Annotated in this window: 25 protein-coding genes; 19 read left to right on the top strand and 6 right to left on the bottom strand. The window is 61.0% G+C overall.

Going from position 1 to position 21,254, the window contains the following annotated elements:
- Window position 1 precedes the first annotated feature (1 nt).
- From GQB00_RS06140 to GQB00_RS06130, 3 genes are read left to right on the top strand one after another with little or no spacing between them, the layout of a single operon-like run.
- Window positions 2-1,189 carry a hypothetical protein gene (locus GQB00_RS06140; protein WP_165855572.1) on the top strand — a complete coding sequence of 396 codons (1,188 nt, stop codon included), beginning with the start codon at window positions 2-4 and terminating at the stop codon, window positions 1,187-1,189.
- A gap of 34 nt (window positions 1,190-1,223) precedes the next feature.
- On the top strand, window positions 1,224-2,027 hold the full coding sequence (locus GQB00_RS06135; RefSeq protein ID WP_111495508.1) for a mechanosensitive ion channel family protein: 804 nt from the start codon (window positions 1,224-1,226) through the stop codon (window positions 2,025-2,027).
- Window positions 2,028-2,059: 32 nt separating this feature from the next.
- On the top strand, window positions 2,060-3,067 hold the full coding sequence (locus tag GQB00_RS06130) for an META domain-containing protein (RefSeq protein WP_165855571.1): 1,008 nt from the start codon (window positions 2,060-2,062) through the stop codon (window positions 3,065-3,067).
- Window positions 3,068-3,139: 72 nt separating this feature from the next.
- On the opposite strand, the gene dctP is transcribed toward GQB00_RS06130, so the two are convergent.
- Entirely contained in the window at window positions 3,140-4,255 is a 1,116-nt protein-coding gene (dctP, locus tag GQB00_RS06125) for a TRAP transporter substrate-binding protein DctP (protein ID WP_165855570.1), read from the bottom strand.
- A gap of 67 nt (window positions 4,256-4,322) precedes the next feature.
- Here dctP and GQB00_RS06120 point away from each other — a divergent pair, with 67 nt between their 5' ends.
- Both GQB00_RS06120 and GQB00_RS06115 read left to right on the top strand, forming a co-directional pair.
- The gene (locus tag GQB00_RS06120; RefSeq protein WP_162628767.1) at window positions 4,323-5,072 is read left to right on the top strand and encodes a TRAP transporter small permease; all 750 of its coding nucleotides are present in this window, start codon (window positions 4,323-4,325) and stop codon (window positions 5,070-5,072) included.
- Between the two features lie 43 nt (window positions 5,073-5,115).
- Window positions 5,116-6,396, top strand: a complete 1,281-nt coding sequence (locus GQB00_RS06115; protein WP_111496791.1) for a TRAP transporter large permease — start codon at window positions 5,116-5,118, stop codon at window positions 6,394-6,396.
- A gap of 76 nt (window positions 6,397-6,472) precedes the next feature.
- Here GQB00_RS06115 and GQB00_RS06110 read toward each other — a convergent pair whose 3' ends face one another.
- Window positions 6,473-6,850 (bottom strand): DUF4168 domain-containing protein, encoded by a 378-nt coding sequence (locus tag GQB00_RS06110; RefSeq protein WP_111495516.1) that lies wholly within the window; start codon window positions 6,848-6,850, stop codon window positions 6,473-6,475.
- Window positions 6,851-7,120: 270 nt separating this feature from the next.
- Here GQB00_RS06110 and GQB00_RS06105 point away from each other — a divergent pair, with 270 nt between their 5' ends.
- Window positions 7,121-8,023 (top strand): DMT family transporter, encoded by a 903-nt coding sequence (locus GQB00_RS06105; RefSeq protein WP_111495518.1) that lies wholly within the window; start codon window positions 7,121-7,123, stop codon window positions 8,021-8,023.
- Window positions 8,020-8,298: a GIY-YIG nuclease family protein gene (locus GQB00_RS06100; protein ID WP_165855569.1), complete on the top strand. Its 279-nt coding sequence runs from the start codon at window positions 8,020-8,022 to the stop codon at window positions 8,296-8,298. The genes GQB00_RS06105 and GQB00_RS06100 overlap by 4 nt, the downstream gene beginning before the upstream one ends.
- Here the strand turns inward: GQB00_RS06100 and GQB00_RS06095 are convergent, their stop codons facing one another.
- The gene (locus GQB00_RS06095; RefSeq protein WP_165855568.1) at window positions 8,299-9,066 is read right to left on the bottom strand and encodes an SDR family oxidoreductase; all 768 of its coding nucleotides are present in this window, start codon (window positions 9,064-9,066) and stop codon (window positions 8,299-8,301) included. It lies immediately after the preceding gene.
- A gap of 10 nt (window positions 9,067-9,076) precedes the next feature.
- Window positions 9,077-9,964: an alpha/beta hydrolase gene (locus GQB00_RS06090; protein ID WP_165855567.1), complete on the bottom strand. Its 888-nt coding sequence runs from the start codon at window positions 9,962-9,964 to the stop codon at window positions 9,077-9,079.
- A 282-nt stretch (window positions 9,965-10,246) separates the two neighbouring features.
- On the opposite strand from GQB00_RS06090, the gene GQB00_RS06085 reads away from it, so the two are divergent.
- Together GQB00_RS06085 and GQB00_RS06080 are read left to right on the top strand one after the other, a co-directional pair.
- Window positions 10,247-11,281, top strand: coding sequence for an alpha/beta hydrolase (locus GQB00_RS06085; RefSeq protein ID WP_165855566.1), 1,035 nt, complete (start codon window positions 10,247-10,249; stop codon window positions 11,279-11,281).
- An 89-nt stretch (window positions 11,282-11,370) separates the two neighbouring features.
- The gene (locus tag GQB00_RS06080; protein ID WP_165855565.1) at window positions 11,371-12,030 is read left to right on the top strand and encodes an OmpA family protein; all 660 of its coding nucleotides are present in this window, start codon (window positions 11,371-11,373) and stop codon (window positions 12,028-12,030) included.
- Window positions 12,031-12,248: 218 nt separating this feature from the next.
- Here the strand turns inward: GQB00_RS06080 and GQB00_RS06075 are convergent, their stop codons facing one another.
- Both GQB00_RS06075 and serA read right to left on the bottom strand, forming a co-directional pair.
- The gene (locus GQB00_RS06075) at window positions 12,249-12,533 is read right to left on the bottom strand and encodes a hypothetical protein (protein ID WP_165855564.1); all 285 of its coding nucleotides are present in this window, start codon (window positions 12,531-12,533) and stop codon (window positions 12,249-12,251) included.
- A 300-nt stretch (window positions 12,534-12,833) separates the two neighbouring features.
- Window positions 12,834-14,063 carry a phosphoglycerate dehydrogenase gene (gene serA / locus GQB00_RS06070; RefSeq protein WP_111495532.1) on the bottom strand — a complete coding sequence of 410 codons (1,230 nt, stop codon included), beginning with the start codon at window positions 14,061-14,063 and terminating at the stop codon, window positions 12,834-12,836.
- Window positions 14,064-14,275: 212 nt separating this feature from the next.
- On the opposite strand from serA, the gene GQB00_RS06065 reads away from it, so the two are divergent.
- The 10 genes from GQB00_RS06065 to GQB00_RS06020 all read left to right on the top strand — a co-directional run bounded on the left by GQB00_RS06065 (window position 14,276) and on the right by GQB00_RS06020 (window position 21,235).
- The gene (locus tag GQB00_RS06065) at window positions 14,276-15,670 is read left to right on the top strand and encodes an FAD-binding oxidoreductase (protein ID WP_165855563.1); all 1,395 of its coding nucleotides are present in this window, start codon (window positions 14,276-14,278) and stop codon (window positions 15,668-15,670) included.
- Window positions 15,671-15,818: 148 nt separating this feature from the next.
- Window positions 15,819-16,499, top strand: coding sequence for an SIR2 family NAD-dependent protein deacylase (locus GQB00_RS06060; protein WP_165855562.1), 681 nt, complete (start codon window positions 15,819-15,821; stop codon window positions 16,497-16,499).
- A gap of 196 nt (window positions 16,500-16,695) precedes the next feature.
- A complete protein-coding gene (locus GQB00_RS06055; RefSeq protein WP_165854815.1) occupies window positions 16,696-17,067 on the top strand; it encodes a molecular chaperone DnaJ in 372 nt (123 codons plus the stop codon).
- A gap of 80 nt (window positions 17,068-17,147) precedes the next feature.
- Window positions 17,148-17,570, top strand: a complete 423-nt coding sequence (locus GQB00_RS06050; RefSeq protein WP_165855561.1) for a hypothetical protein — start codon at window positions 17,148-17,150, stop codon at window positions 17,568-17,570.
- 111 nt (window positions 17,571-17,681) lie between these two features.
- Window positions 17,682-18,242, top strand: a complete 561-nt coding sequence (locus tag GQB00_RS06045) for a hypothetical protein (protein WP_165855560.1) — start codon at window positions 17,682-17,684, stop codon at window positions 18,240-18,242.
- A 111-nt stretch (window positions 18,243-18,353) separates the two neighbouring features.
- Complete coding sequence (locus GQB00_RS06040) at window positions 18,354-18,797, top strand: SRPBCC domain-containing protein (protein WP_165855559.1); 444 nt, start codon at window positions 18,354-18,356, stop codon at window positions 18,795-18,797.
- 188 nt (window positions 18,798-18,985) lie between these two features.
- On the top strand, window positions 18,986-19,528 hold the full coding sequence (locus tag GQB00_RS06035; protein WP_165855558.1) for a DinB family protein: 543 nt from the start codon (window positions 18,986-18,988) through the stop codon (window positions 19,526-19,528).
- A 186-nt stretch (window positions 19,529-19,714) separates the two neighbouring features.
- Window positions 19,715-20,098, top strand: coding sequence for a nuclear transport factor 2 family protein (locus GQB00_RS06030; RefSeq protein WP_165855557.1), 384 nt, complete (start codon window positions 19,715-19,717; stop codon window positions 20,096-20,098).
- 55 nt (window positions 20,099-20,153) lie between these two features.
- Entirely contained in the window at window positions 20,154-20,471 is a 318-nt protein-coding gene (locus tag GQB00_RS06025; RefSeq protein WP_165855556.1) for a DUF3175 domain-containing protein, read from the top strand.
- A gap of 128 nt (window positions 20,472-20,599) precedes the next feature.
- Window positions 20,600-21,235: a glutathione S-transferase family protein gene (locus GQB00_RS06020; RefSeq protein ID WP_165855555.1), complete on the top strand. Its 636-nt coding sequence runs from the start codon at window positions 20,600-20,602 to the stop codon at window positions 21,233-21,235.
- Window positions 21,236-21,254: the final 19 nt, after the last annotated feature.

Below are 21,254 nucleotides of genomic sequence, written 5' to 3'. Positions count from 1 at the left end.
TATGGGCGTCGATTCCGATTCCGGTCACCCGCAGCTCGTGGCGCGGGATCAGTGGGCCCTGCCGACCACCTCGGTACACCGCACCCTGCGCGATGCCCTGGCGGATGTGTTCGCCCGGGTGCGGGCGCCGGACTGGCTGCAGGACGAGCGCGACGCCAACGGCGAGTCCCTGCAGCCGCTAAGCGACCATCAACTCGCCCGCTGGGCACCGTCTCCGGACTGGCGTCGGGGTCTGGCCGGCTTTGCCGACGGCCTGGACCAGTGGCGCAATCGCTGGCGTGACAGTCAGCCGGTGACCTTTCTGGTAGCGCCGCCTTTCTCGGGTGTGACGCGAGCACTGGAGGCTTTGGCCGAAGACCGCCAGTGGCGCCTGATCCAGCCGCCGCCCGGTGGCAGCATCCACCGCGGGGAAGACTTGCAGGCCTGGTGGGCCCAGTTCGAGGGCGACGAGCCCTGGGTTTTGCCGGAGCTGGGCCATTGCTGGCTGCGCACGCCCGGTGGGCTGGCACTGGTGCGCCGGCTGCTGGGCGCCGCTACCGAGGGATCGCTGGGGCCCGGAATCGTGGCCGCGTCCAGTTGGTGCTGGACGTTCTGGAACCACCTGATGCCGGAATTGCGTGTGCCGGTGATCACTGCCCAGGCCTTCGACAGCGAGCGTCTGGGCCAGTGGCTGACCACCCTGGAGAACGACACGCGGCCCCGTTTCCACCTGACCACCGACGACAGCCTCGTGGCGGCCCCGGACGGTGAAGGCGAATCAGGTTTCCTGCGCGATCTGGCGGCCTGGTCCCGGGGCCTGCCGGAAGTTGCCTGGGCCGTGTGGCGTCGTGCTTTGCGGGCACGTCCCGAAGACAAGGCGGCGACGGCGGACGCAAGCGGGGCGACTGACAACGGCGAGCGCTGCTGGGTGGTGCCCTGGTCGCAGTTGACCCTGCCGGCGCTGCCGCCGGGCGAATCCCGCCCGCTGGCTTTCGTGCTGCACGCGTTGCTGCTGCACCAGGGGCTCGATGAAAGCACCTTGCAGCCGGTCACCGGATTGGGGGATGACGACATCCAGTTGGCGCTGCATTCCCTGCGCCGTGCGGAACTCGTGGAGCCGCACCCCCGGGGCTGGTTTGTCAGCGCCGGCGGCTATCCGGCGGTGCGGCGTTACCTGCAGAGTGAAGGGTTCGCCGTGGACGGTTTCTGAGGCGGGGCCGCACCGGTTAATAGAGGAGACAGCGATGGAAGAGCTGGGACTGGGCAAGGCGCTGGAAGCGATCACCTCCGGCGCATTGCTGGATGCGATTCTGCTGGCGATTGGCGCCTGGGTGCTGATCGTCGCCATCCAGTTGGCGGTGCCGCGGGTGGCGTCGCGCTTCTCCGGCAAGACCCGGCTGTACATCCTGGCGGTGGCCCCGCTGCTGAGGCTGGTGATTATCGTCGGCGTGATCATCCTGGTGGTGCCGATCCTGGTGGAGCCCACGTTCGAGAACCTGATCGCTATCTTCGGGGCGCTGGCCCTGGCGTTGGGGTTCGCGTTCAAGGACTACGCCAACAGTCTGCTGGCGGGTATCGTGACCCTCTACGAGATGCCATACCGGCCCGGTGACTGGATCGAGGTGGATGGCCGCTACGGCGAAGTCCGCGCCATCGGTACCCGGGCGGCGACCATCGTCACCGCGGACGACACGGCGGTGGTGATTCCCCACAGCAAGCTCTGGGACGCGTTGATCGCCAACGCCAACAGCGGCACCAGCAACCTGATGTGCGTGGCCGAGTTCTACCTGGCGCCGGAGCACGACGCCGCCGAAGTCCGTACAGCCCTGCGCGATGTCGCTTTTACCAGCCCTTGGGTGAAGACCTACCAGCCGGTTATCGTTGTGCTCAGCGAAACGCCCTGGGGCACCCGTTACCGGGTCAAGGCTTACCCGATCGATCCGCGAGACCAGTTCCAGTTCATCTCCGATCTCACCATCCGCGGCAAGGTGGCGCTTCGGCAACTCAATGCGACCCCGGTGACCGCGCCGGTGGCGGTCGGCCCGTAGTGGCCGCCAACCTGGACACAAGGACCACTGTCATGAAATACCCGATCACCCTCACTCTGCTGGCCACCGCTTCGTTGCTGGGCGGTTGCGCCAGCGGTGGTGCCGTGGATGCGCCCGACCTGATCCCGGGCGAGCTGGCCGCGGGGCGTTATGTGGCGGAGGATGAAAACCAGGTCTGGGTCTTCTGGCCCAACGGTGTGTTTGAACGCGCTCTGGCCCGATCTGCCGACAAACCGCCGGTCATCGACTGGGGGCAGTGGTGGCCGGTGCCGGGCGATCAGACCCTGGTGGCGCGGGGCGGTGGTGCTGCGCCGGAGATGCTGCGGATCGTGTCGGGGAAAACGCTGGCGTTGCCGGTCGCCGGGACGGCGGCGCCGGTCGAGCTGGAATGGGAAGACGCTCCGGCGCCGCTGCAACAGGACCGGTCCATGGCGCTGTGTTTCATGACGATGGCAGACGCGCCGCTGGCCTATGATCCCCGCACCATGCGTAACTGGCCGGTGGCGATGGAGCAGGCCTACCCACAACTGGAAACCATCTATGCCCAGTCGGAGCGCCAGCCGCCGCAACGGGTGGCGGTGAGCGTCGATGGCCACTGGGTTCAACGGGAAGCGCCGGACGCCGGCGGCGAACAGCTCTTCCTGAGGGTGTCGCAGGTGAACGGCGTGATGGATGCGGACTCTCTGCGCTGCCCGGCGCTGGACCTGCAGGGCCAGGACTGGGTCCTGCGACAGCTGGACCGCCAACCGGTCCAGACGGAGGGCGATCACGACCCGGTGCACATCATCTTCGGAGAGGATCGCCGTGCGTACGGACTGGCGGGATGCAATCGTTTCAGCGGTCCGTTTGAACGACGTCGGGATGCCCTGAGCCTGGGGCCGTTGGCCACCACTCGCATGATGTGCCCGCAACGGCAGGAAACCGAACAGGCGTTCCTGGATGCGCTCGGCCGCACCGAACGCTTTGCCATCGAGGGGCGCCGTCTGTTTCTGATGTCTGGTAACGGGCAGGTACTGGCGGTGCTGCGCGCTTCAGAATGACGGGGCGCCAAGCATAAAAAAAGGCGTGACCCGAGGGCCACGCCTTTTTTCAATGCGATGAAGCGGTCTGGATCAGGAGCCCTGTTCCATCTCCGCTTCTTTCTCCTTGACCATGGAGGTGATGGTGTCCAGCACCTGCTGGCCACGCTCGCCGGCGGCCTCGATGTAGGTGTCACGAACGCCCATGCTGGCTTCCCGGAAGGCCTGACGCTCTTCGTCGGTCAGCTCGATAACCTCGATGTCGCTGTTGTTCTTGATCTTCTCAAGACGCTCCTGGTTGAACTGCGACTGCTTGTCGTAGATGTAGTCGACCAGGTTGTCACGCGCGGTGTTCAGAGCGGTGCGCTGATCCTCCGGCAGCCCCTCGTACCAGTCCTTGCCGGCAATCACGGTGGCGATGAACTGGGCGTGGTGGGCCAGGGTCATGGCTTCCTGTACTTCGTAGAAGCTCATTTCCTCGATGGCGAAGATCGGGTTGACCTGACCGTCGATCTGCTTCAGCTGGAGGCCACTGTAGACCTCAGAATAGGGCATCGGGGTCGGGTTGGCGCCGTAGGCCTTGTAGGATTCGGTCAGAATCGGCGAGGTCATGGTGCGCATCTTGAAGTCTTCGAAGTCGGCCGGGGTACGCAGCGGCTTGTTGCCGGTCCAGACCATCCAGCCTTCCGGCACGATGCTCAGCAGCTCCAGGCCCTGGGCGTTGTAGCGGTCGGAGAACAGGTCGTGGACCTCGTCGCTGGACAGTACGGCCTTGTTGACGTCGTTGTTGTCAGACAGCACGAAGTGCAGGGTGAAAATACCCACTTCGGGAATGACAGAGGCCAGGTGGCCCGGAGACGCAAAGGCCAGCTCGACAGCGCCCTGCTGGACCAGTTCGGTCAACTGGGAGGACGTGCCCAGGGAGCCGTAGGGGTAGATCTCTACCTTGACGCCACCGTCAGTGGCTTCCTCGATTTCTTTCTTGAATTCCTGGGCGTAGGCATCCTGCACACTGCCCTCGATTTCTTCGAGCGCGAAGCGCCAGGTCACCGGCTCACTCTTGGCCGCGGATTCGGACGATGAGCTGGAACTTTCCTGCTGGGTATTCGCATCCTGGTTGGCGCTGTCATCGCCTGATTCCGAACACCCGACAAGGGCGAATGCCATCAGAATTGTCAGGCTTCCGAGCCAGCGAATGAGTCTTCTCATGTTCTTATCTCCTTTAGAGTTCTAACCAATGTGGCCACGATAACACACTATCAAATAGACATATTTCTTGAAGTCTGCCATCTATTACAACGTATACTGTATTCACGTGAAAAGAAAATGGAGCGAGACCATGGCTGAATCCAGGGGCGCGTCCGAAGGCCCAAAACATGGAAAGGCAAAGAAAGGGCCCTTTCATTTGCTGGATACCGGACTGAATGTAATTGAACAGGGCATCCTGATCGTCGGCATACTCATCATGGCTGCGGCCAGTATCGTCGGCGTCTTTGCCAGAAATATGGGCCACAGTCTGTCGTTTGTCGACGAATTGGCCCAGATTCTTGTAGTCATCGTGACCTTCGTTGGCGTCGGCCATGGCGTTCGCAATGCCCGCCACATCCGAGTTTCCGCTGTTCATGACCTGCTGCCGCCCACAGGGCAGAAAATTCTCCTGACGATCGTCAGTTTCTTCTCCTGCGCGTTGCTGGCCCTGCTGGCGATGTATTCGATCGACTACATACAGAACCTGCGCCAGTCCGGTCGGGTGATGCCGTCGATGCAGTTCCCGCTGTGGATCCCCTACCTGATTGTCCCGATCGGCCTGATCGTCGGTTCGGCGCAGTTCTTCCTGGCTGGTGTGCGCAACCTCATCAGCAAGGGGGCCTGGCTGTCCTGGCACCACCGGGACGAATACGAAGACGAACTGGCCATCGAGGCCGGTCTGTCGGAGGAGGAGCAGGCCTACTACCAGGAACAGAACGCCTCGGCCTCCACAAGCCAGCAGGACACCCAGCAGCAGAAGGAGAAGCCCAATGGCTGATTTCATGGAGTGGCTCGGTCTGGCCGGGATGAGCATGCCGGTGATGGCCATCATTGTGGCGGTCGTCATGGTGGCGTTCCTGCTGATGGGGTTCCCGATGATGGTGCCGCTGCTGGTGGGGGCCATGGTGCTGCTGTTCTCCCAGTTCCCGTTCCTGGAAGGCTCGGTGATCATCCAGCAGATGATTGGCGGGATTTCCCAGAGCGTGCTGGTGGCGGTGCCCATGTTCATATTGGCGGCCGACATCATGATCAAGGGGCACACGGCGGACCGTCTGCTGGATCTGGTGTCCAAGTTCGTCGGCCACCTGCGTGGCGGGCTGCCGATGACCACGGCCATGTCCTGCACCCTGTTCGGTGCGGTGTCCGGTTCGACCCAGGCCACGGTCGTAGCGATGGGCCAGCCGTTGCGGCCCAAGCTGATTGAGGCGGGTTACACCGACAAGTTCGCGATGGCGCTGATCATCAATGCCAGTGACATCGCCCTGCTGATTCCGCCGTCCATCGGCATGATCATCTACGGCGTGGTCTCCGGCACCTCGGTGGGCGACCTGTTCATCGCTGGTATCGGGCCGGGACTGATGATTCTGGTGCTGTTCTCCATCTACTGCTATTTCCTCTCGGTGAAGCTGAAGATTCCCGTTCTGCCGAAGGCGAGCTGGTCCGAACGCATGACGGCCCTGAAGAAGGCGATTCTGCCCATGGGCTTCCCGGTGATCATCATCGGCGGGATCTATTCGGGCATGTTCAGCCCCACTGAAGCGGCGGCCATGTCGGTGGCCTATGCGCTGGTGCTGGAGATGGTCATCTTCCGGCAGGTGCGCATGAGCGACTTGCCGGCGGTGGCGCTGTCGACCGGTCTGATCACCGCGGTGGTGTTTATCCTGGTGGCGGCCGGTACGGCCTTCTCCTGGGTGATTTCCTTCGCCAAGATTCCGGATCTGCTGCTGGGTGACGTGGTGGCCAATGCCGCGGACAGCCCGTATTTCATCCTGGCGCTGATCTCGGTGTCCTACTTCGTCGGCTGTATGTTCGTCGACCCGATCGTGGTGATCCTGGTGCTGACTCCGATTTTCGCGCCGGCCGTGGCCGCTGCGGGGATCGATCCGGTGCTGGTGGGTACCCTGGTGACGCTGCAGGCGGCGATTGGCTCCGCAACACCACCGTTCGGCTGCGACATCTTCACAGCGGTGGCGATCTTCAGGCGACCGTATCTGGAAGTGATCCGCGGCACACCGCCGTTCATCATCCTGTTGCTGCTGTCGACCGTGTTGCTGATCCTGTTCCCGCAGATCGCGCTGTTCCTGCCCGGGCTCATGCAGTAGGCGGGCGCAGCCAACCGTCAGGCACAAAAAACCCCGCTTGCGAGCGGGGTTTTTTTACGTCCGGAGAACGGACAGCTTACATCAGGGCATCAACGCGATTGCGGACCTTCGGCTCGCTGTTGTAAGCGGTGGCGATGGCGTTGTACGTGGGGATGTCCAGACCCTTGTCCTGGATCGCGGAGACCATCTTGTCGTTGGCTTCCATCTGCAGCTTCTTGACCTTGGCCTTGTCTTCGGTTTCCTGGATCTGCGGGATGTATTCCTTGCGGATTGAGGAAATGTCTTTCTGGACCGTGACGAACTTCTTCAGCTCGGCGTCGGAGTAGTTGGTTTTCTGTGTGCCTGTCGCTGCTGGGTTCTCGTAACCCTGGTTCTGTGACGTGTTTTGTGCGAGAGCCGGTCCGGCAGCCAGCAGGGCCATGGAAACGGCAACGGAAGTCATCATGGTTTTCATCGTAATCTCCTTCGGTGGAGTGGTTTTCGCACGCTCCGGCCAGCACAGAGGGGTTATTGGCGACAGCCTGGCCGGGATGAACTGCGGTCACAGTGCCACGGCTGCGTCATGGATCAAATTAAGGATTCCACATCTTGCGGTCATAATTTGTACAGAAATCCCGCGAGGTGGCGTCGTTGGGCGGTCTTGGTTATCCTGCCTCGCCCGGGACCCCGCGCCGCACCGGGCGACGTGTCGTGAACGTGTTCGAATCAGCCGAAAGGAAGCCCCATGAAGAACCAGAAGCAGGCCTTGATGTTTGGTGGTGCCACGGTACTGCTCTGGTCCACCGTGGCCACGGCTTTCAAACTGTCGCTGCGGGAAATGACGCCGTTCCAGTTGATGCTGATGGCGGGCTGCACGTCGGTCGTGGTGATTGGGGTTATCCTGGTGATTCAGGGGCGCGGTCGGGCGGTTTTTCAACTGACACCGAAGCAGTACCTGAGTTCTGTTTTCTATGGGCTGATCAACCCGGGGCTGTATTACATCGTTCTGTTCGGGGCGTTCGATCGCCTGCCGGCCCAGGAAGCGCAGCCGCTCAACTACACCTGGGCCCTGACCCTGGCGTACCTGTCGGTGCCGCTGCTGGGGCAGCGTCTGAGTCGCGCGGACATCATCGCCGGCCTGATCTGCTACAGCGGCGTCGTCGTGATCGCCACCCGGGGCGACATCCTGGGGCTGCAGTTCTCCGATCCCATTGGCGTCGCCCTGGCGCTGGCCAGCACGGTGATCTGGGCGCTCTACTGGATCCTCAATACCCGCGATCGCCGCGATCCGCTGGTGGGCCTGTTCCTCAACTTCCTGTTCGGGATGCCGTTTGTGGTGGCCCTGTGCCTGCTGACGGACGGTCTGCCCGACGTCTCGCCGGTGGCCCTGTCCGCCTCGATCTACGTCGGCGTGTTCGAGATGGGGATTGCCTTCGTGCTGTGGATGTTCGCCATGAAGAAGGCCGAGAACACGTCGCAGGTGAGCAACCTGATCTTCATCTCGCCGTTCCTGTCGCTGGTGTTCATCCACTTCATCCTGGGCGAGACGATTTACCATTCCACCTACGTGGGGCTGGTGCTCATCGTCGCCGGTTTGTGGTTCCAGCAGCGCGGCCGTAAACCGTCGCCGGAAGCCACCGCGGCATGACCCAGTGGAGTCTGTATCTGGTGCGCACCCGCTCAGGCGCGCTGTATACGGGAATAACGACCGACGTGGCGCGGCGCTTTGCCGAACACCAGTCGGGCGGTGTGCGAGCGGCTCGTAGCCTGCGTGGCAAGGGACCGCTGACCCTGGCTTTCCAGGAAACCATCGGCAACCGTACCCGCGCCGCGCAACTGGAATACGCCCTCAAACAGTGGCCGCGTCAGCGTAAGGAAGCCCTGGTGGCCGGGCGCATCCGGCTGCGGGACATCGAGACCTGATCAGCGCTTGCTGAGCAGCCCGATCAGCTGTCGGGTGAACGCGTTGGGCAGCCACTTGTTGCCGAACACCAGCGACTTGAACTGCAGGCTCACCGGGTTGTGAACGTCCTTGCCGCGCGCGGCCCGCCACACCGCTTCGGCAATATCCTTCGCCTCCAGGTTCACGCCCAATCGCTCGATGATTGGCGCCTGGAACGTCTGTTCCGCCACCATCCGGGTCTTCACGAAGGGCGGCATCATATCCTGCACCACGATATCGTGACGTTCCCATTCCAGGTTGAGGGCTTCGGTCAGTCCGCGCACCGCGAACTTCGATGCGGAGTAGCTGGCGAAGTAGGGCGTGCCGTAGAGCGCGGACGCCGAACTCATGTTGATCACCCGCGCGCCGGGCGTCGCCTTGAGCAGCGGGAAAGCCTTCCGGGTCACGTCCATCAGCGCGATCACGTTGATCTCCATGATGCGGCGATGCCACTCGAAGTCGATGTCCTCGAACTCGCCGACCTTGAGAACCCCCGCGCAGTTGAACAGCAGGTCCAGGCGGCCCCCGGCGTGCGTGCCGAACTCACTGAGCGCGGCCGTGACGGCGTCGCTATCCGTGACGTCCAGTTGGCGGTGCCAGTGCTGTCCGCCCAGCTCTTCGTTCAGGGCCGCCACCGCCTCGCCGTCCAGGTCGACCAGCCCCAGCTGCCAGCCTTCCCGGGCGAAGCGTCGCGCCGTGGCCGCACCGATCCCGGCACCGGCGCCGGTGATGAAAAGGGTCTTTGCCATCGTGCCTTCCTCAGCGATTGGGGTGGATGAATGTCGCGATGTTGGTGATCGCCTCGTTGGCCACGGACAGGGCGCCGGCATGGATCTGGAACACGTGCCAGAGGCCGTCGTAGATCTCCAGCGTCACGGAAACGCCGGCTTCCCGGGCTTTATCGGCGAGGCGCTGGGCGTCGTTGAACAGGATTTCCTGGGAGCCCACCTGGATCAGGATGGGCGGCAGGTCCGAGAGATCATCAAACAGCGGGGATATCAGCGGGTCGGCCAGGGCATGGGTGCCGCGGTAGGCTTCGGCCGCGGCCTTGATCCAGCCCAATTGCAGAACCGGCTCCACGGCTGGCTCGTAGGTGTTCTTGTGGGTGAGATCCAGCCAGGGTGACAGCAGAACGAGGTGGCCCGGCAGCGGCAGGTGCTCGCGTTTGAGCCTGAGCGCCAGCGCTAGGGCCAGTCCGCCGCCGGCGGAATCCCCGGCGATGGTCAGCTTGTCCGGATGGTAGCCGCAGCTCAGCAGGTGCCGGTACACGGTGAGCGCGTCGTCGAGCGCCGCCGGATAGGGATGCTCCGGCGCCAGGCGGTAATCCGGTACGACGACTCTGGCGCCGGTGGTTGCGGCGAGGTGGCCGGTGATGCCTTTGTGGGTGTCCGGCGAACCGATCAGGAAGGCGCCGCCGTGCAGGTAGAGCAGGGCGCTTTCCGTACAGTCGGCGGGTGTCACTTCCCGGTAAGGCACCTGGTCGATGACGTTGTCCGTGAACCGTATGCCGGCGGGCGGGGTGCTCAGGCGATAGGCCTGGCGGATCAGCCGGCGCTGGATGCGGACCGGCAGGGCGGGCGTCAGCAGCGGTTTGACGAAGGCCTGCATACCCAGCCGCAGGCCGCTCTGAAGGACCGTTTGCAGCATGGTGCTCTCCCGGCGGCGTTGAGGATCATGAAGATGAAGAATAGCGCTGTTGAAAACGATGTCCTACAGCCTGCCGCAAAAGTCGACCCTGTCAGATGGCCGCCGTGATCCTTCGGCTCCTCATTTCAGCCAATCGTGACGACGGGCGGTCGATGGCGGACGCTCCTGTGCTAATGTAGGCGCATCGGGACAGGCGACGAAAGATCGTCGCCGATATGACAGAGACGTAATACCGGGCCTGCAGCCCCATACGTAGAATACGCGACAAACGGCCGAACCACTGTGTATTGGAAAACCGACAACCTGGACATGCCCGACTGGGATCGGGCCAGCCTGATCAACCAGCTCCGGGCCTTTGAGGCCGACCGCGAACGGGGTCCCTTCCAGGACGGTCTGTCGCAGGAAGTGGCGGCGTACTGCCGCTTCTACGGTCTGGACCTGTGGGTGGAGCATCCCGACGTGCAGTATTCCGTCGGCAACCTGCAGGCCGGCGAGCACCGCGTCGCCATACATTGCTACCGCACCCCACGCCCCCGGGGCACGGTGTTCATCCTGCACGGCTACTTTGATCATGTCGGCCTGTACAGCCAGTTGATTGACCGCTGCCTGGGCGCCGGTTTCAATGTGTTGGCCTATGATCAGCCGGGGCACGGGCTGTCCAGCGGTACGCCGGCCGCGATTGGCAGTTTTGCTGAATACCAGCAGGTGCTGCTGGACGTCCTGGAGGCGGTTCGTGGCCGGATCGATGGGCCCTGGTTTGCAGTGGGGCAGAGCACCGGAGGCGGCGTTCTGATCGATTACCTGTTGCACCGGGTGCCCCGAGGCACTGCCGAGTTCCGTCATGTGGTGCTGTTGGCGCCGCTGGTGCGTCCCAATGGCTGGATCGGCGCGAAGATGCTGCACAGTCTGGCGCGGCCGTTTATCAAACGCTGGCGGCGCATGTTCTCGGAGAACAGCGGCAACTCGCGTTTCCTGCGCTTCCTGCGTGAGCACGATCCGTTGCAGGCGCGGGCGGTGCACGTGGACTGGGTCAGCGCCCTGCGTCAGTGGGTGCCGGCCATCGAGGCTGCCAAGCCGGTGGATTACGCGGTGACCGTGATCCAGGGCGAGAAGGACATGACCGTGGATTGGCACCACAATTTGCGGATCATCCGTAACAAGTTTTCGTCGGTCGCCGAACGGCGCCTGCCCGACGGCCGACATCACCTGGTGAACGAAGCGAGCGATCTCCAGGCGACCGTGTTCAATGTGACCATCAGTGCATTCGTCGACGGATGCGAAGAACGGACCGAGGCCGCGCAGGCTGCCGGTGTATAAAGAAAGACTGGAAGGCACCGTGACTTTTCGATGAGTCCGATAGCGTGACTTTCCAGCGATTCCATGAAGAAGTTAAGGAGTTGAGTGGGATGAAAAAAACAATCATGGCAGTGTCAGTGGCTGTCGTAACCCTGAGCGGCTGCATGACCTATGATCCGTACACGGGCGAAGAGAAAGTATCGAATGCGACCAAGGGCAGCGTGATCGGTGCCGTCACCGGCGCGGCCATCGGTGCGGCGACCTCCAGCAGCAGCGACCGCGGCAAGGGCGCCCTGATCGGCGCGGCAGCCGGCGGCGCGGCCGGTGGCGGTATCGGCTACTACATGGACCGCCAGGAAGCGGCCCTGCGCCACAAGCTGGAAGGCACCGGCGTGCGCGTCCAGCGCAACGGCAACCAGATCCAGCTGATCATGCCGGGCAACATCACCTTTGACGTGGACCAGTCCGGTATTCGCTCGTCCTTCACCAGCGTGCTGGAGTCCGTGGCGATCGTGCTGGAAGAGTACGATGAGACCATCATCCAGATCGACGGCTACACCGACAGCACCGGTTCCGCCTCCTACAACCAGATGCTCAGTGAGCGTCGGGCGTCTTCCGTGCGGGACTTCCTGCTCAACCAGGGTATCCAGTCCTCGCGTACCCGCGCCAACGGCTACGGTGAGCGCAACCCGATTGCCTCCAACTCCACTGATTCCGGCCGGGCGCAGAACCGCCGCGTGGAGCTGACGCTGGTGCCGATGCAGGGTTAATCCCGAAACGGCCAACCAAAAAGCGGAGCCCTCCTGAAGGTCTCCGCTTTTTTTATGCCAGATGGTTTGTCAGAGCTGGCATTTACTTGAGCGTGTAGCCGACGCTTCAGCTTCGGGGCAGCCTGAAGGGCTGCCGTGAAGTTAGGACGCCAAAAAAGGCACCTTCGGCGCCTCAGAAGCTAAAGCGTCTGCTACATTGAGCAACTTAAAGTTCAAGCCTAGTTGGTGTTACTCGGCAACCATTCCTCAATCCGCTTCTTCAGGTCGTTCAGGCGGTCTTCCCCAGAATCGCGCAGCTCGCCCATCTTCTGGCGCGCGCTTTCCACGCTTTCCTCCAGTTCCTGAATGCGCTTGGCAAAGTCTTCCTGGATCTGGGCTTCCGCCTGCTCGTCCTTGGCCTTCGCCATTTTCTCATCGGCCTGGGCGCGCAGGCTGTCGATCTGCTTGCTCCAGTATTCGGTCTGGGTTTCCAGTTTGTTCAACAGCGAGTCCTTCAGTGACATGGTCGTCTCCTTGTCAGCCTATGCATGAAACACGAAGCGATGAATGAAACGCGGCTGTCTGAATCAAAGCCCGTTTTTTCCCGATACACCCATTAACCTTAGGGGTGTTCGGTGACGAAACAAGGTCAGCGTGGGCCGGAACGGATTAAGAAAGGGTCATCCACGACGAAAGCGGGCAGGGCGGGCGCGCAATTCAGGGACACAAAGCAGGCACACAGATCAGGTAGACCGATCAGGCACAAAAAAGGCCGGGACAAGCCCGGCCTTCTTCTCACTGGCGTTCTGGCTCCGCGAGGCGACTCAGAACAGCACGCGGCAGCGGATGGTGCCACGCACGGACTTGAGCTTCTCCAGCGCCAGTTCGCCGTACTCCTTGTCCACGTCGATCACCACGTAGCCGATGTCTTCCTGGGTCTGCAGGTACTGGCCGCAGATGTTGATTCCGTTCTCGGAGAACACCTGGTTGATCTCGGACATCACGCCCGGCACGTTCTCGTGGATGTGCAGCAGACGGTGCTGGTTCGGGTGCGACGGCAGCGCCACTTCCGGGAAGTTGACGGAGGACACCGTGGTGCCGTTGTCGCTGTACATGGCCAGCTTCTCGGCGACTTCGCGACCGATGTTTTCCTGCGCCTCGGCGGTGGAGCCACCGATGTGCGGGGTCAGGATCACGTTGTCGAACTCGCGCAGCGGGGAGACGAACTCCTCGTCGTTGGACTTCGGCTCGACCGGGAACACGTCGATGGCCGCGCCCAGCAGCTTGCCGCTCTTGAGCGTTTCGGACAGGGCTTCGATGTCCACCACCGTACCGCGGGAGGCGTTCATCAGAATGCTGCCCGGCTTCATCTGAGCCAGCTGTTCGGCGCCGAACATGTACTTGGTGGCCGGGGTTTCCGGCACGTGCAGGCTGATCACGTCGCAGGTGTTGAGCAGCTCGTTGAGGCTGTTGACCTGGGTGGCGTTACCGATCGACAGCTTGGAGACCACGTCGTAGAAGTAGACGTCCATGCCCAGGGACTCGGCCAGCACGCTGAACTGGGTGCCGATGTTGCCGTAGCCGATGATGCCCAGCTTCTTGCCGCGAATTTCGTAGCTGTTCTTGGCCGATTTCTGCCATTCACCGCGATGTGCCTTGGCGTTCTTCTCGGGAATGCCGCGCAGCAGCAGAATCGCCTGGGCCAGTACCAGCTCGGCGACACTGCGGGTGTTGGAGAAAGGCGCGTTGAACACGGCCACGCCGCGACGGGTGGCGGCCTTCAGGTTGACCTGGTTGGTCCCGATGCAGAAACAGCCCACGGCGACCAGCTTCTCGGCGGCCTCGAAGACCTCCTCGGTGAGCTGGGTGCGGGAGCGGATGCCAATAAAGTGCGCATCAGCGATCTTTTCCTTCAGCTCCTCGTTACCGAGGGAGTGCGTCAGGTACTCGATGTTGGTGTAACCCGCTTCGTGCAACGTATCCAGCGCAGACTGATGGACACCTTCCAGCAGCAGGATCCGGATCTTGCTTTTGTCGAGGGACGTATTTGCCATGGGCTTAACAGACCTTTCGTCGCGTGAAGTAAACCGGCAGCCCGGCCGCGAAAAGGGGCGGGCTCGCAGAACAGGGCCGGTATGATACCATAATCACCCGTTTTCACATTGTGTTCGGTGACATCCCTCAATCGACGGTGAGGCCGCTGGGGCCCGCCTTTGATAACTGCACAGGGAGTCAGCCTTTTCCCATCACGAGACCAAGACTGCCCATGACGCCAGACCAGATTGTTTCCGCCCTGACCTCCCTTGTTGACGACGGCAAGGTCCTCACGGATCCGGATGATCTCGACACCTACGGCAAGGACTGGACCAAGATCTACGCACCCAGACCCGTGGCGATCGTCTTCCCCAAGAGCACCGAGCAGGTGCAGGCCATCGTCCGCTTTGCCAACGCGAACCAGGTGGCGCTGGTGCCATCGGGCGGCCGCACCGGCCTGAGTGCCGGCGCCGTGGCGGCCAACGGCGAAGTCGTCGTGGCCTTCGATTACATGAACCAGATCCTGGACTTCAACGCCAGCGATCGGGTAGTGCACTGCCAGGCGGGCGTGATCACCGAACAGCTGCAGAACTTCGCCGAGGAAAACGACCTCTACTACCCGGTGGATTTCGCCTCCGCGGGCTCCAGCCAACTGGGCGGCAACCTCTCCACCAACGCCGGCGGCATCAAGGTCATCCGCTACGGCATGAGCCGTGACTGGGTGGCGGGTCTGACCGTGGTCACCGGCAAGGGTGACATCCTGGAACTGAACAAGGACCTGGAGAAGAACAACACCGGCTACGACCTGCGCCACCTGTTCATCGGCGCCGAGGGCACCCTGGGCTTCATCACCGAAGCCACCATGAAGCTGACCCGCAAGCCGGACAACCTGACCGTCCTGGTGCTGGGGCTGAACGACCTGACCAACACCATGGACGTGCTGCAGACCTTCCAGAAGAAGATCGACCTCACCGCCTACGAGTTCTTCTCCCATCAGGCGATGCAGCACGTGCTGGCCCACGGTAACGTGCAGGCGCCGTTCGAGACCGAAGCGCCTTACTACGCGCTGCTGGAGTTCGAAGCCGTGTCCGACGCGGTGATGGACGACGCCATGGCCCTGTTCGAGCAGTGCATGGAAAACGGCTGGGTGCTGGACGGCGCCATCAGCCAGAGCGAGACCCAGGCCAAAAATCTGTGGATGCTGCGCGAAGGCATCTCCGAGTCCATTGCCCCGCGCACGCCCTACAAGAACGACATCTCCGTAGTCGTTTCCAAGGTGCCCGAGTTCCTGCGCGAGATCGACGCCGTGGTCACCGAGCACTATCCGGATTTCGAGATCATCTGGTTCGGCCACATCGGCGACGGCAACCTGCACCTCAATATCCTCAAGCCGGAGGACATGGCCAAGGAAGACTTCTTCGAGAAGTGCCAGCAGGTCAACAAGTGGGTGTTCGAGATCGTCGAGCGTTACAACGGCAGCGTCTCCGCCGAGCACGGCGTGGGCATGACCAAGAAGCCGTACCTGCAATACACCCGCAGCGAGTCGGAAATCGCCTACCTCAAGGGCATCAAGCAGGTGTTCGATCCCAACGGCATCATCAACCCGGGCAAGATCTTCGATCTGTAAGCGGTTGATTCACAGCCCCTCGCCAGGGGCATGACGGAAACGGGAGAGCGCACCAGCGGTCTCCCGTTTTTCGTTGGGCCGACCTCCACAGCCTGACCGGCCGGTGCTACAGTCCCCGGATATCCCCGCGATTCTGGAGAGACTCAAGATGACCGACCACATCGTCGTCCTGTCCGGCGCCGGCATGAGCGCCGAGAGCGGCCTGTCCACCTTCCGCGACAACGACGGCCTCTGGGAAAAACACAACGTCTACGACGTCGCCACCCCCGAAGCCTTCCAGCGCAACCCCGAACTGGTGCTGCGCTTCTACAACGACCGCCGCCGCCAACTGAAAGACGCCCAGCCCAACCCGGCCCACCACGCCCTGGCGGAACTGGAAAGAGAATACCGCGTCACCATCGTCACCCAGAACATCGACGACCTGCACGAACGCGCCGGCTCCAGCCACGTCGTCCACCTCCACGGCCAGCTCACCCAGGCCCGCAGCATCCACGACGAGCACACCGTCTACGACATCGGCTACGACGACATCCAGCTCGGCGACACCGCCGAAAATGGCGGCCAGCTCCGGCCCCACGTGGTCTGGTTCGGCGAAGCCGTCCCCATGATCGAAACCGCCGCCGAAGTCGTCAGCACCGCCGACCAACTCCTCATCGTCGGCACCTCACTCCAGGTCTACCCCGCGGCCGGACTGGTCAACTGCGTCGACATCGACGTGCCCATCACCGTCATCGACCCGGGCGAGGCCAGCGTGTCCCGGGCCAGAGTGATTCGCAAGACGGCGAGTGACGGGGTGCTGGAGTGGATGGAATCGCTGCGGCGTCAGTGAGCGGGATATTGGATGCACGAAATGAAGATGTCGCGATAATGCATGGCAGGGACGCCGCTGAGTGGCTAAGCTGTTGTTCAGGTTGAATAAAGAGAAAAGATGAAGGCCGCGAATTCGTGACATTATACCGAATGCTCGATTATTCAATATTATGGAACGCGGTCTAAGTACTGTTATGACTAAGGAGTAGTCGATTTTGGAAGTGGTATCCACCCTTTACGAATGCAGGCATTGCTCGGGTACTGGCACCTGCACAAATGGCAAGGACAAAGCTTCATGTCTGGCTTGTGCTAAAAAGCATGAACTCCCTTTTTGGCAGCAGCGCGGCCAGCGTGGCCTGATGTGTGGTTCGTGTGGTGGTATTGGGCAAGCAGAGCCACTGACGGAGCGGATGAATAAACGCATTGCACCGATGCTAGCCATATTTTTAACCATTTTTTTGCTGGTAATGATTTCGGGTGCAGCTTTACTCAAGAGCCAATATTTTTCAGAGCTTCTGGCATTCGGTAGTGCCATCATCGGGTCTGTGGTGGGGTTTTACTTTTCATCACGCCAGAACAAGTCATAACAAACGCAGGCACGGCGACGTCTTTTCCATTGCGGCTTCGCCTCCATTACAAAGCCGCGCATGCTGCGGGCGTTACTTGTATGAACTATCGCTGCGATTCTGATTATTCCAAAGACATAATTCTCGCGAGAGCTTCAAGTTTCGTCGAGTATGAAACTTGGTACTCGCGACCTAAAGAAATTGATGGCCGCGTAGAGGGATCACGAATCCAGTTGATTCGAAGGGCGGGTCCCGTCCATTTTCCTGGAAGAGGGAGATTCGATGGTTTTGTTCAGGAAATCGACGGTAAAGCCTGCATCGTTGGAAAATTTAGCGATGTAAGTTTGGCCACTGGCGTTGGAATAGCTTTTGGCGCTCTGGGCGTTACACTAATGTTTGTTCAGGGCTTCTCGTTATTTGGCTTTGTTGCCTGCGGCCTACTTACTTTTGGTGGTTACGCGCTCGTGAAAAGCGATCACTCTTGCATTAGAAGGGCTTTGGAGGAAATTGCTGGCAACAAGTAACAAGGCCATCAAGCATCGCCGCCCGCAGTGCGGTCGGCTGGACCTCAAAAACCTGGCGGTTTTTTCGGCCGCTTATGGCTGGCGTTATGTTGCAAGGAGAGTGGTTGAGTAATGGAGATCGATTGGAATCTGGCAGCGGCGGTGGGAATGCCGATCATCACTCTATTCCTGGGTGTTTTGATCAATCACCTTCTTGAAAGTCGCCCCAAACTCGTCTCTCACTTGGGGTTCATTTCGGCACACAAGCTAGGTCCTAATGAAGATGGGACACCTGGGGCCGTTGTTCATACCCACTCCGTGATTATCAAAAACACGGGTCGTCGGGCGGCTACTAACGTACGGCTTGGCCATAACTTTTTGCCGAATGTAAACGTGTATCCCGACACGGATCATCAGATTAGAGACCTGCCTGGTGGTGGAAAAGAGATAGTCTTCCCAACTCTCGTTCCCAAGAAGGAGGTCAGCATCAATTACCTTTATTTTGCGCCTACTACGTGGGAAAAGGTGAACACCCATGTCGAGTCAGATGACGGACCCGCTAAAGTTGTTCCGGTACTGCTCCAACCACAGGCGAAACCCTGGGCACGTCGTCTGGTGTGGGCACTTTTGATTGTAGGTTTAACGACGTGTGCGTACTTGGTACTTGAGGGGATTCGGTGGTTTGCAACATAACCAGTGCAGGCACGGCGACGCCCTTTACATTGCGCCTTCGGCTCCATTCCAAGGGCGCGCATGCTGCAAGCGTTATGAGGCACAAATCTCATTCAACTTGGAGTTCCATGCATGACTGAAAACAGAACGCGACGTACCTCCAGGACCCTGCCGTTCTCCCCAGAAGAAATTTACGGGGCATTTGAGTCGCCTGAATTGCTGGCCGCATGGTGGGGACCTGAGGGCTTTTCAAATACCTTCGAGATTCATGAGTTCAAGGAAGGGGGACGCTGGAAATTCATTATGCATGCCCCAGATGGAACCGAGCACCTGAACGAGAGCAAGTTCGAAACACTAGAACCCAACTCGAAAATAGTCATTCATCATGACTGCCCGCCCAATTTCCGGCTCACAGTTGAACTCTCGGCTGAGGGTCGTGGAACCCACGTAACCTGGAATCAGGAGTTCGAAGATGCTCAAACTGCGCAGGCCGTTAAAGAAAGGGCGGGGCCAGCAAATGAGCAGAATCTCGATCGGCTCACGCGCGTGCTGGAACAGGCGAGAAATGCTGTATAACCAGGGGCTCAGGTTGACCGTGGACTTCCCGACAAAGGACTTCCGAAGGCATGATATGGGGCATTTGGTGCAGCCAGTAAAAGCTTCATGGCACCCATAGCCCCAGACCGCATGGGGGCTCGGCTCTAACCGAATGCGCCAAAGCCGCATGATGCTTGGCGTGGCCTTACGAATGAGAGGTTTCCCCAATGAGCCAAAAAGAACACCTCGAACTGCTGGCCACCTACAACCAGTGGATGAACGCCAAGATCTACGAGGCGGCCGAAAGGCTTCCTGCGGCGGATTTGGTAAAAGACCGGGGCGCGTTCTTTGGCTCCATTCTGGGTACACTGAACCACATCCTTGTCGCGGATATGATCTGGCTCAAACGGTTTGCCACCCATCCCGCCTGCCAGCATACGCTGCAGGCGGTGGCGGACCTTCCGGATCCCACAAGTTTGGATCAGCTGCTCTTTGAGGATCTGGGCAGCCTGACCGAACAGCGCAACTGGCTGGATCGGCAGATTATTCGCTGGGTGGGTGAGCTGTCGGAAGACGATCTCGGGGCGATCCTCAGCTACAGAAACACCAAAGGGATCCCCGGTAACAAGCGGTTTGCGAGCCTGTTGCTGCATTTCTTCAATCATCAGACCCATCATCGGGGGCAGGTTTCGACGCTGCTGTCGCAGGCGGGCGTCGATATCGGGGTGACGGACCTGTTGGCCCTGATTCCTGAGGAAACTCAAGCGTAACCAGGCCCAGACGCCGGCCCGCTCATCCGCCGGCACCGTAACGCCAATCAGGCCGGCAAGCCCTTCAAATAACCTTGATAGCCAACGCACGTTTGGGCGTGTTGGGCGAAAACGGTAAGCTAACGCCATTGCCTAAGCGGAACTGGCCGCCAAGTGCCCCCCCCACACAGGAAGAGGAATCCACCCATGCAGCCCAAAGACATCGTGTCGCAGTTCATCGCCGATATTCATGACCAGCGTTTTGATGAGGCGAAATCCTGGTTGGCGACTGAGGGCTTCGAGTACGTGGGACCGAACACGCGCTTCCTGAGCCCGGACGACATGCTGGCCTACCAGTTCGGCATGGCGGCCATCCAGAAAGACCTGATCGTTCGTCAGCTCAGCGCCGATGGCGAGCATGTGTTCGCGATCCTGGATTACCAGACGCATTTCGAGCCGATCGGGGATGTGCGGCTGGCCGTCTGGTTCCGCGTGAAGGGCGACAAGATCCAGACGATGGAAACCTTCTACAACGCGGCGGTGGTTGAGAACATGTTGGGCGGGAACCTGCCTTCCGCGGACCAGGCTTGAGAGGAGCTGGCCCGGGAGCGAGGACTGACTTTCCGACTGAAAGAGGGGGCGATGGATGTCCGGATCGCAGCAAACGGATAAACACAGGTCCAATAGAAACTGGTCCCAAAGCGTCACCGAATCCAGCCACGCCCTCGATCTGGAGCAGGGCGTCTTCACCCTGAAAGATCCCAAAGCGATTGCCCGTTCGCTCAAACAATCCGCCGAGAACAGCCAGCAGCGCAAATCCGATCCCTATCGCTCCGCCATGTCGATGCTGACCTTCTATCTGAATCGGGCGGGGAAGACCATGCCTCAGGATCAGCGCGACATTCTCGAGGCGGCGAAGGACGAACTACGCGAGCTGTTTGGCCGTCCACGAAGAGGGGGCTGAGGCACCCGTCGCCGAGGTCGATCTTCGACAACCCACATTCCAATAAATTCTAACGGCCATGACGACGTTGCCGGCGAATCTCGCCTAACCTGTCTGGATCACGCCAGATACCAACAAGGAGCGTCACCATGCCGATCACCGATTCCCCCGACTGCGATCTCGTGTTCTACACCAACCCCATGTCCCGCGGTCGCATCGTGCGCTGGATGCTGGAGGAAGTGGGTGCCTCCTATCGCCAGGAGCTGTTGGAATACGGCGATGCCGTGAAATCCGACAACTACCTGGCGATCAATCCCATGGGCAAGGTGCCGGCCCTGGTGCACCGCGGGCAGGTGGTGACCGAGTGCGCGGCGATCTGCGCCTATCTGGCCGATGTCTTTCCGGGAGCGCGTCTGGCGCCGCCGACCGACCAGCGCGCGGCCTATTACCGCTGGCTGTTCTTCGCTGCCGGCCCGCTGGAGGCGGCGATTACCGACCGCACCCTGGGCGCAACAGTCAGCGACGAGCAGCAACGCATGGTGGGCTACGGCAGCTACGACCGCGCCGTGGACGTGCTGGCGTCGGCGGTATCCAGGTCGCGCTATGTGGCCGGCGATGAGTTCACGGCGGCGGATGTCTACGTTGGAGCCCACGTGATGTGGGGGATGCAGTTCGGCTCATTGCCCAAGCGCCCGGAGTTTGAGAGCTACGCCGCCCGCCTGATGGACCGTCCGGCGTTGCAGGCGGCGACGGCGATGGACGACGAGCTGACGCCGAAGACCTAACGACTGTATCTTGAGATTT

The organism is Marinobacter sp. JSM 1782161 (assembly GCF_011421605.1).
GTDB lineage: Bacteria > Pseudomonadota > Gammaproteobacteria > Pseudomonadales > Oleiphilaceae > Marinobacter_A > Marinobacter_A bohaiensis.
This window is presented reverse-complemented; position numbering and strand designations above follow the sequence as displayed.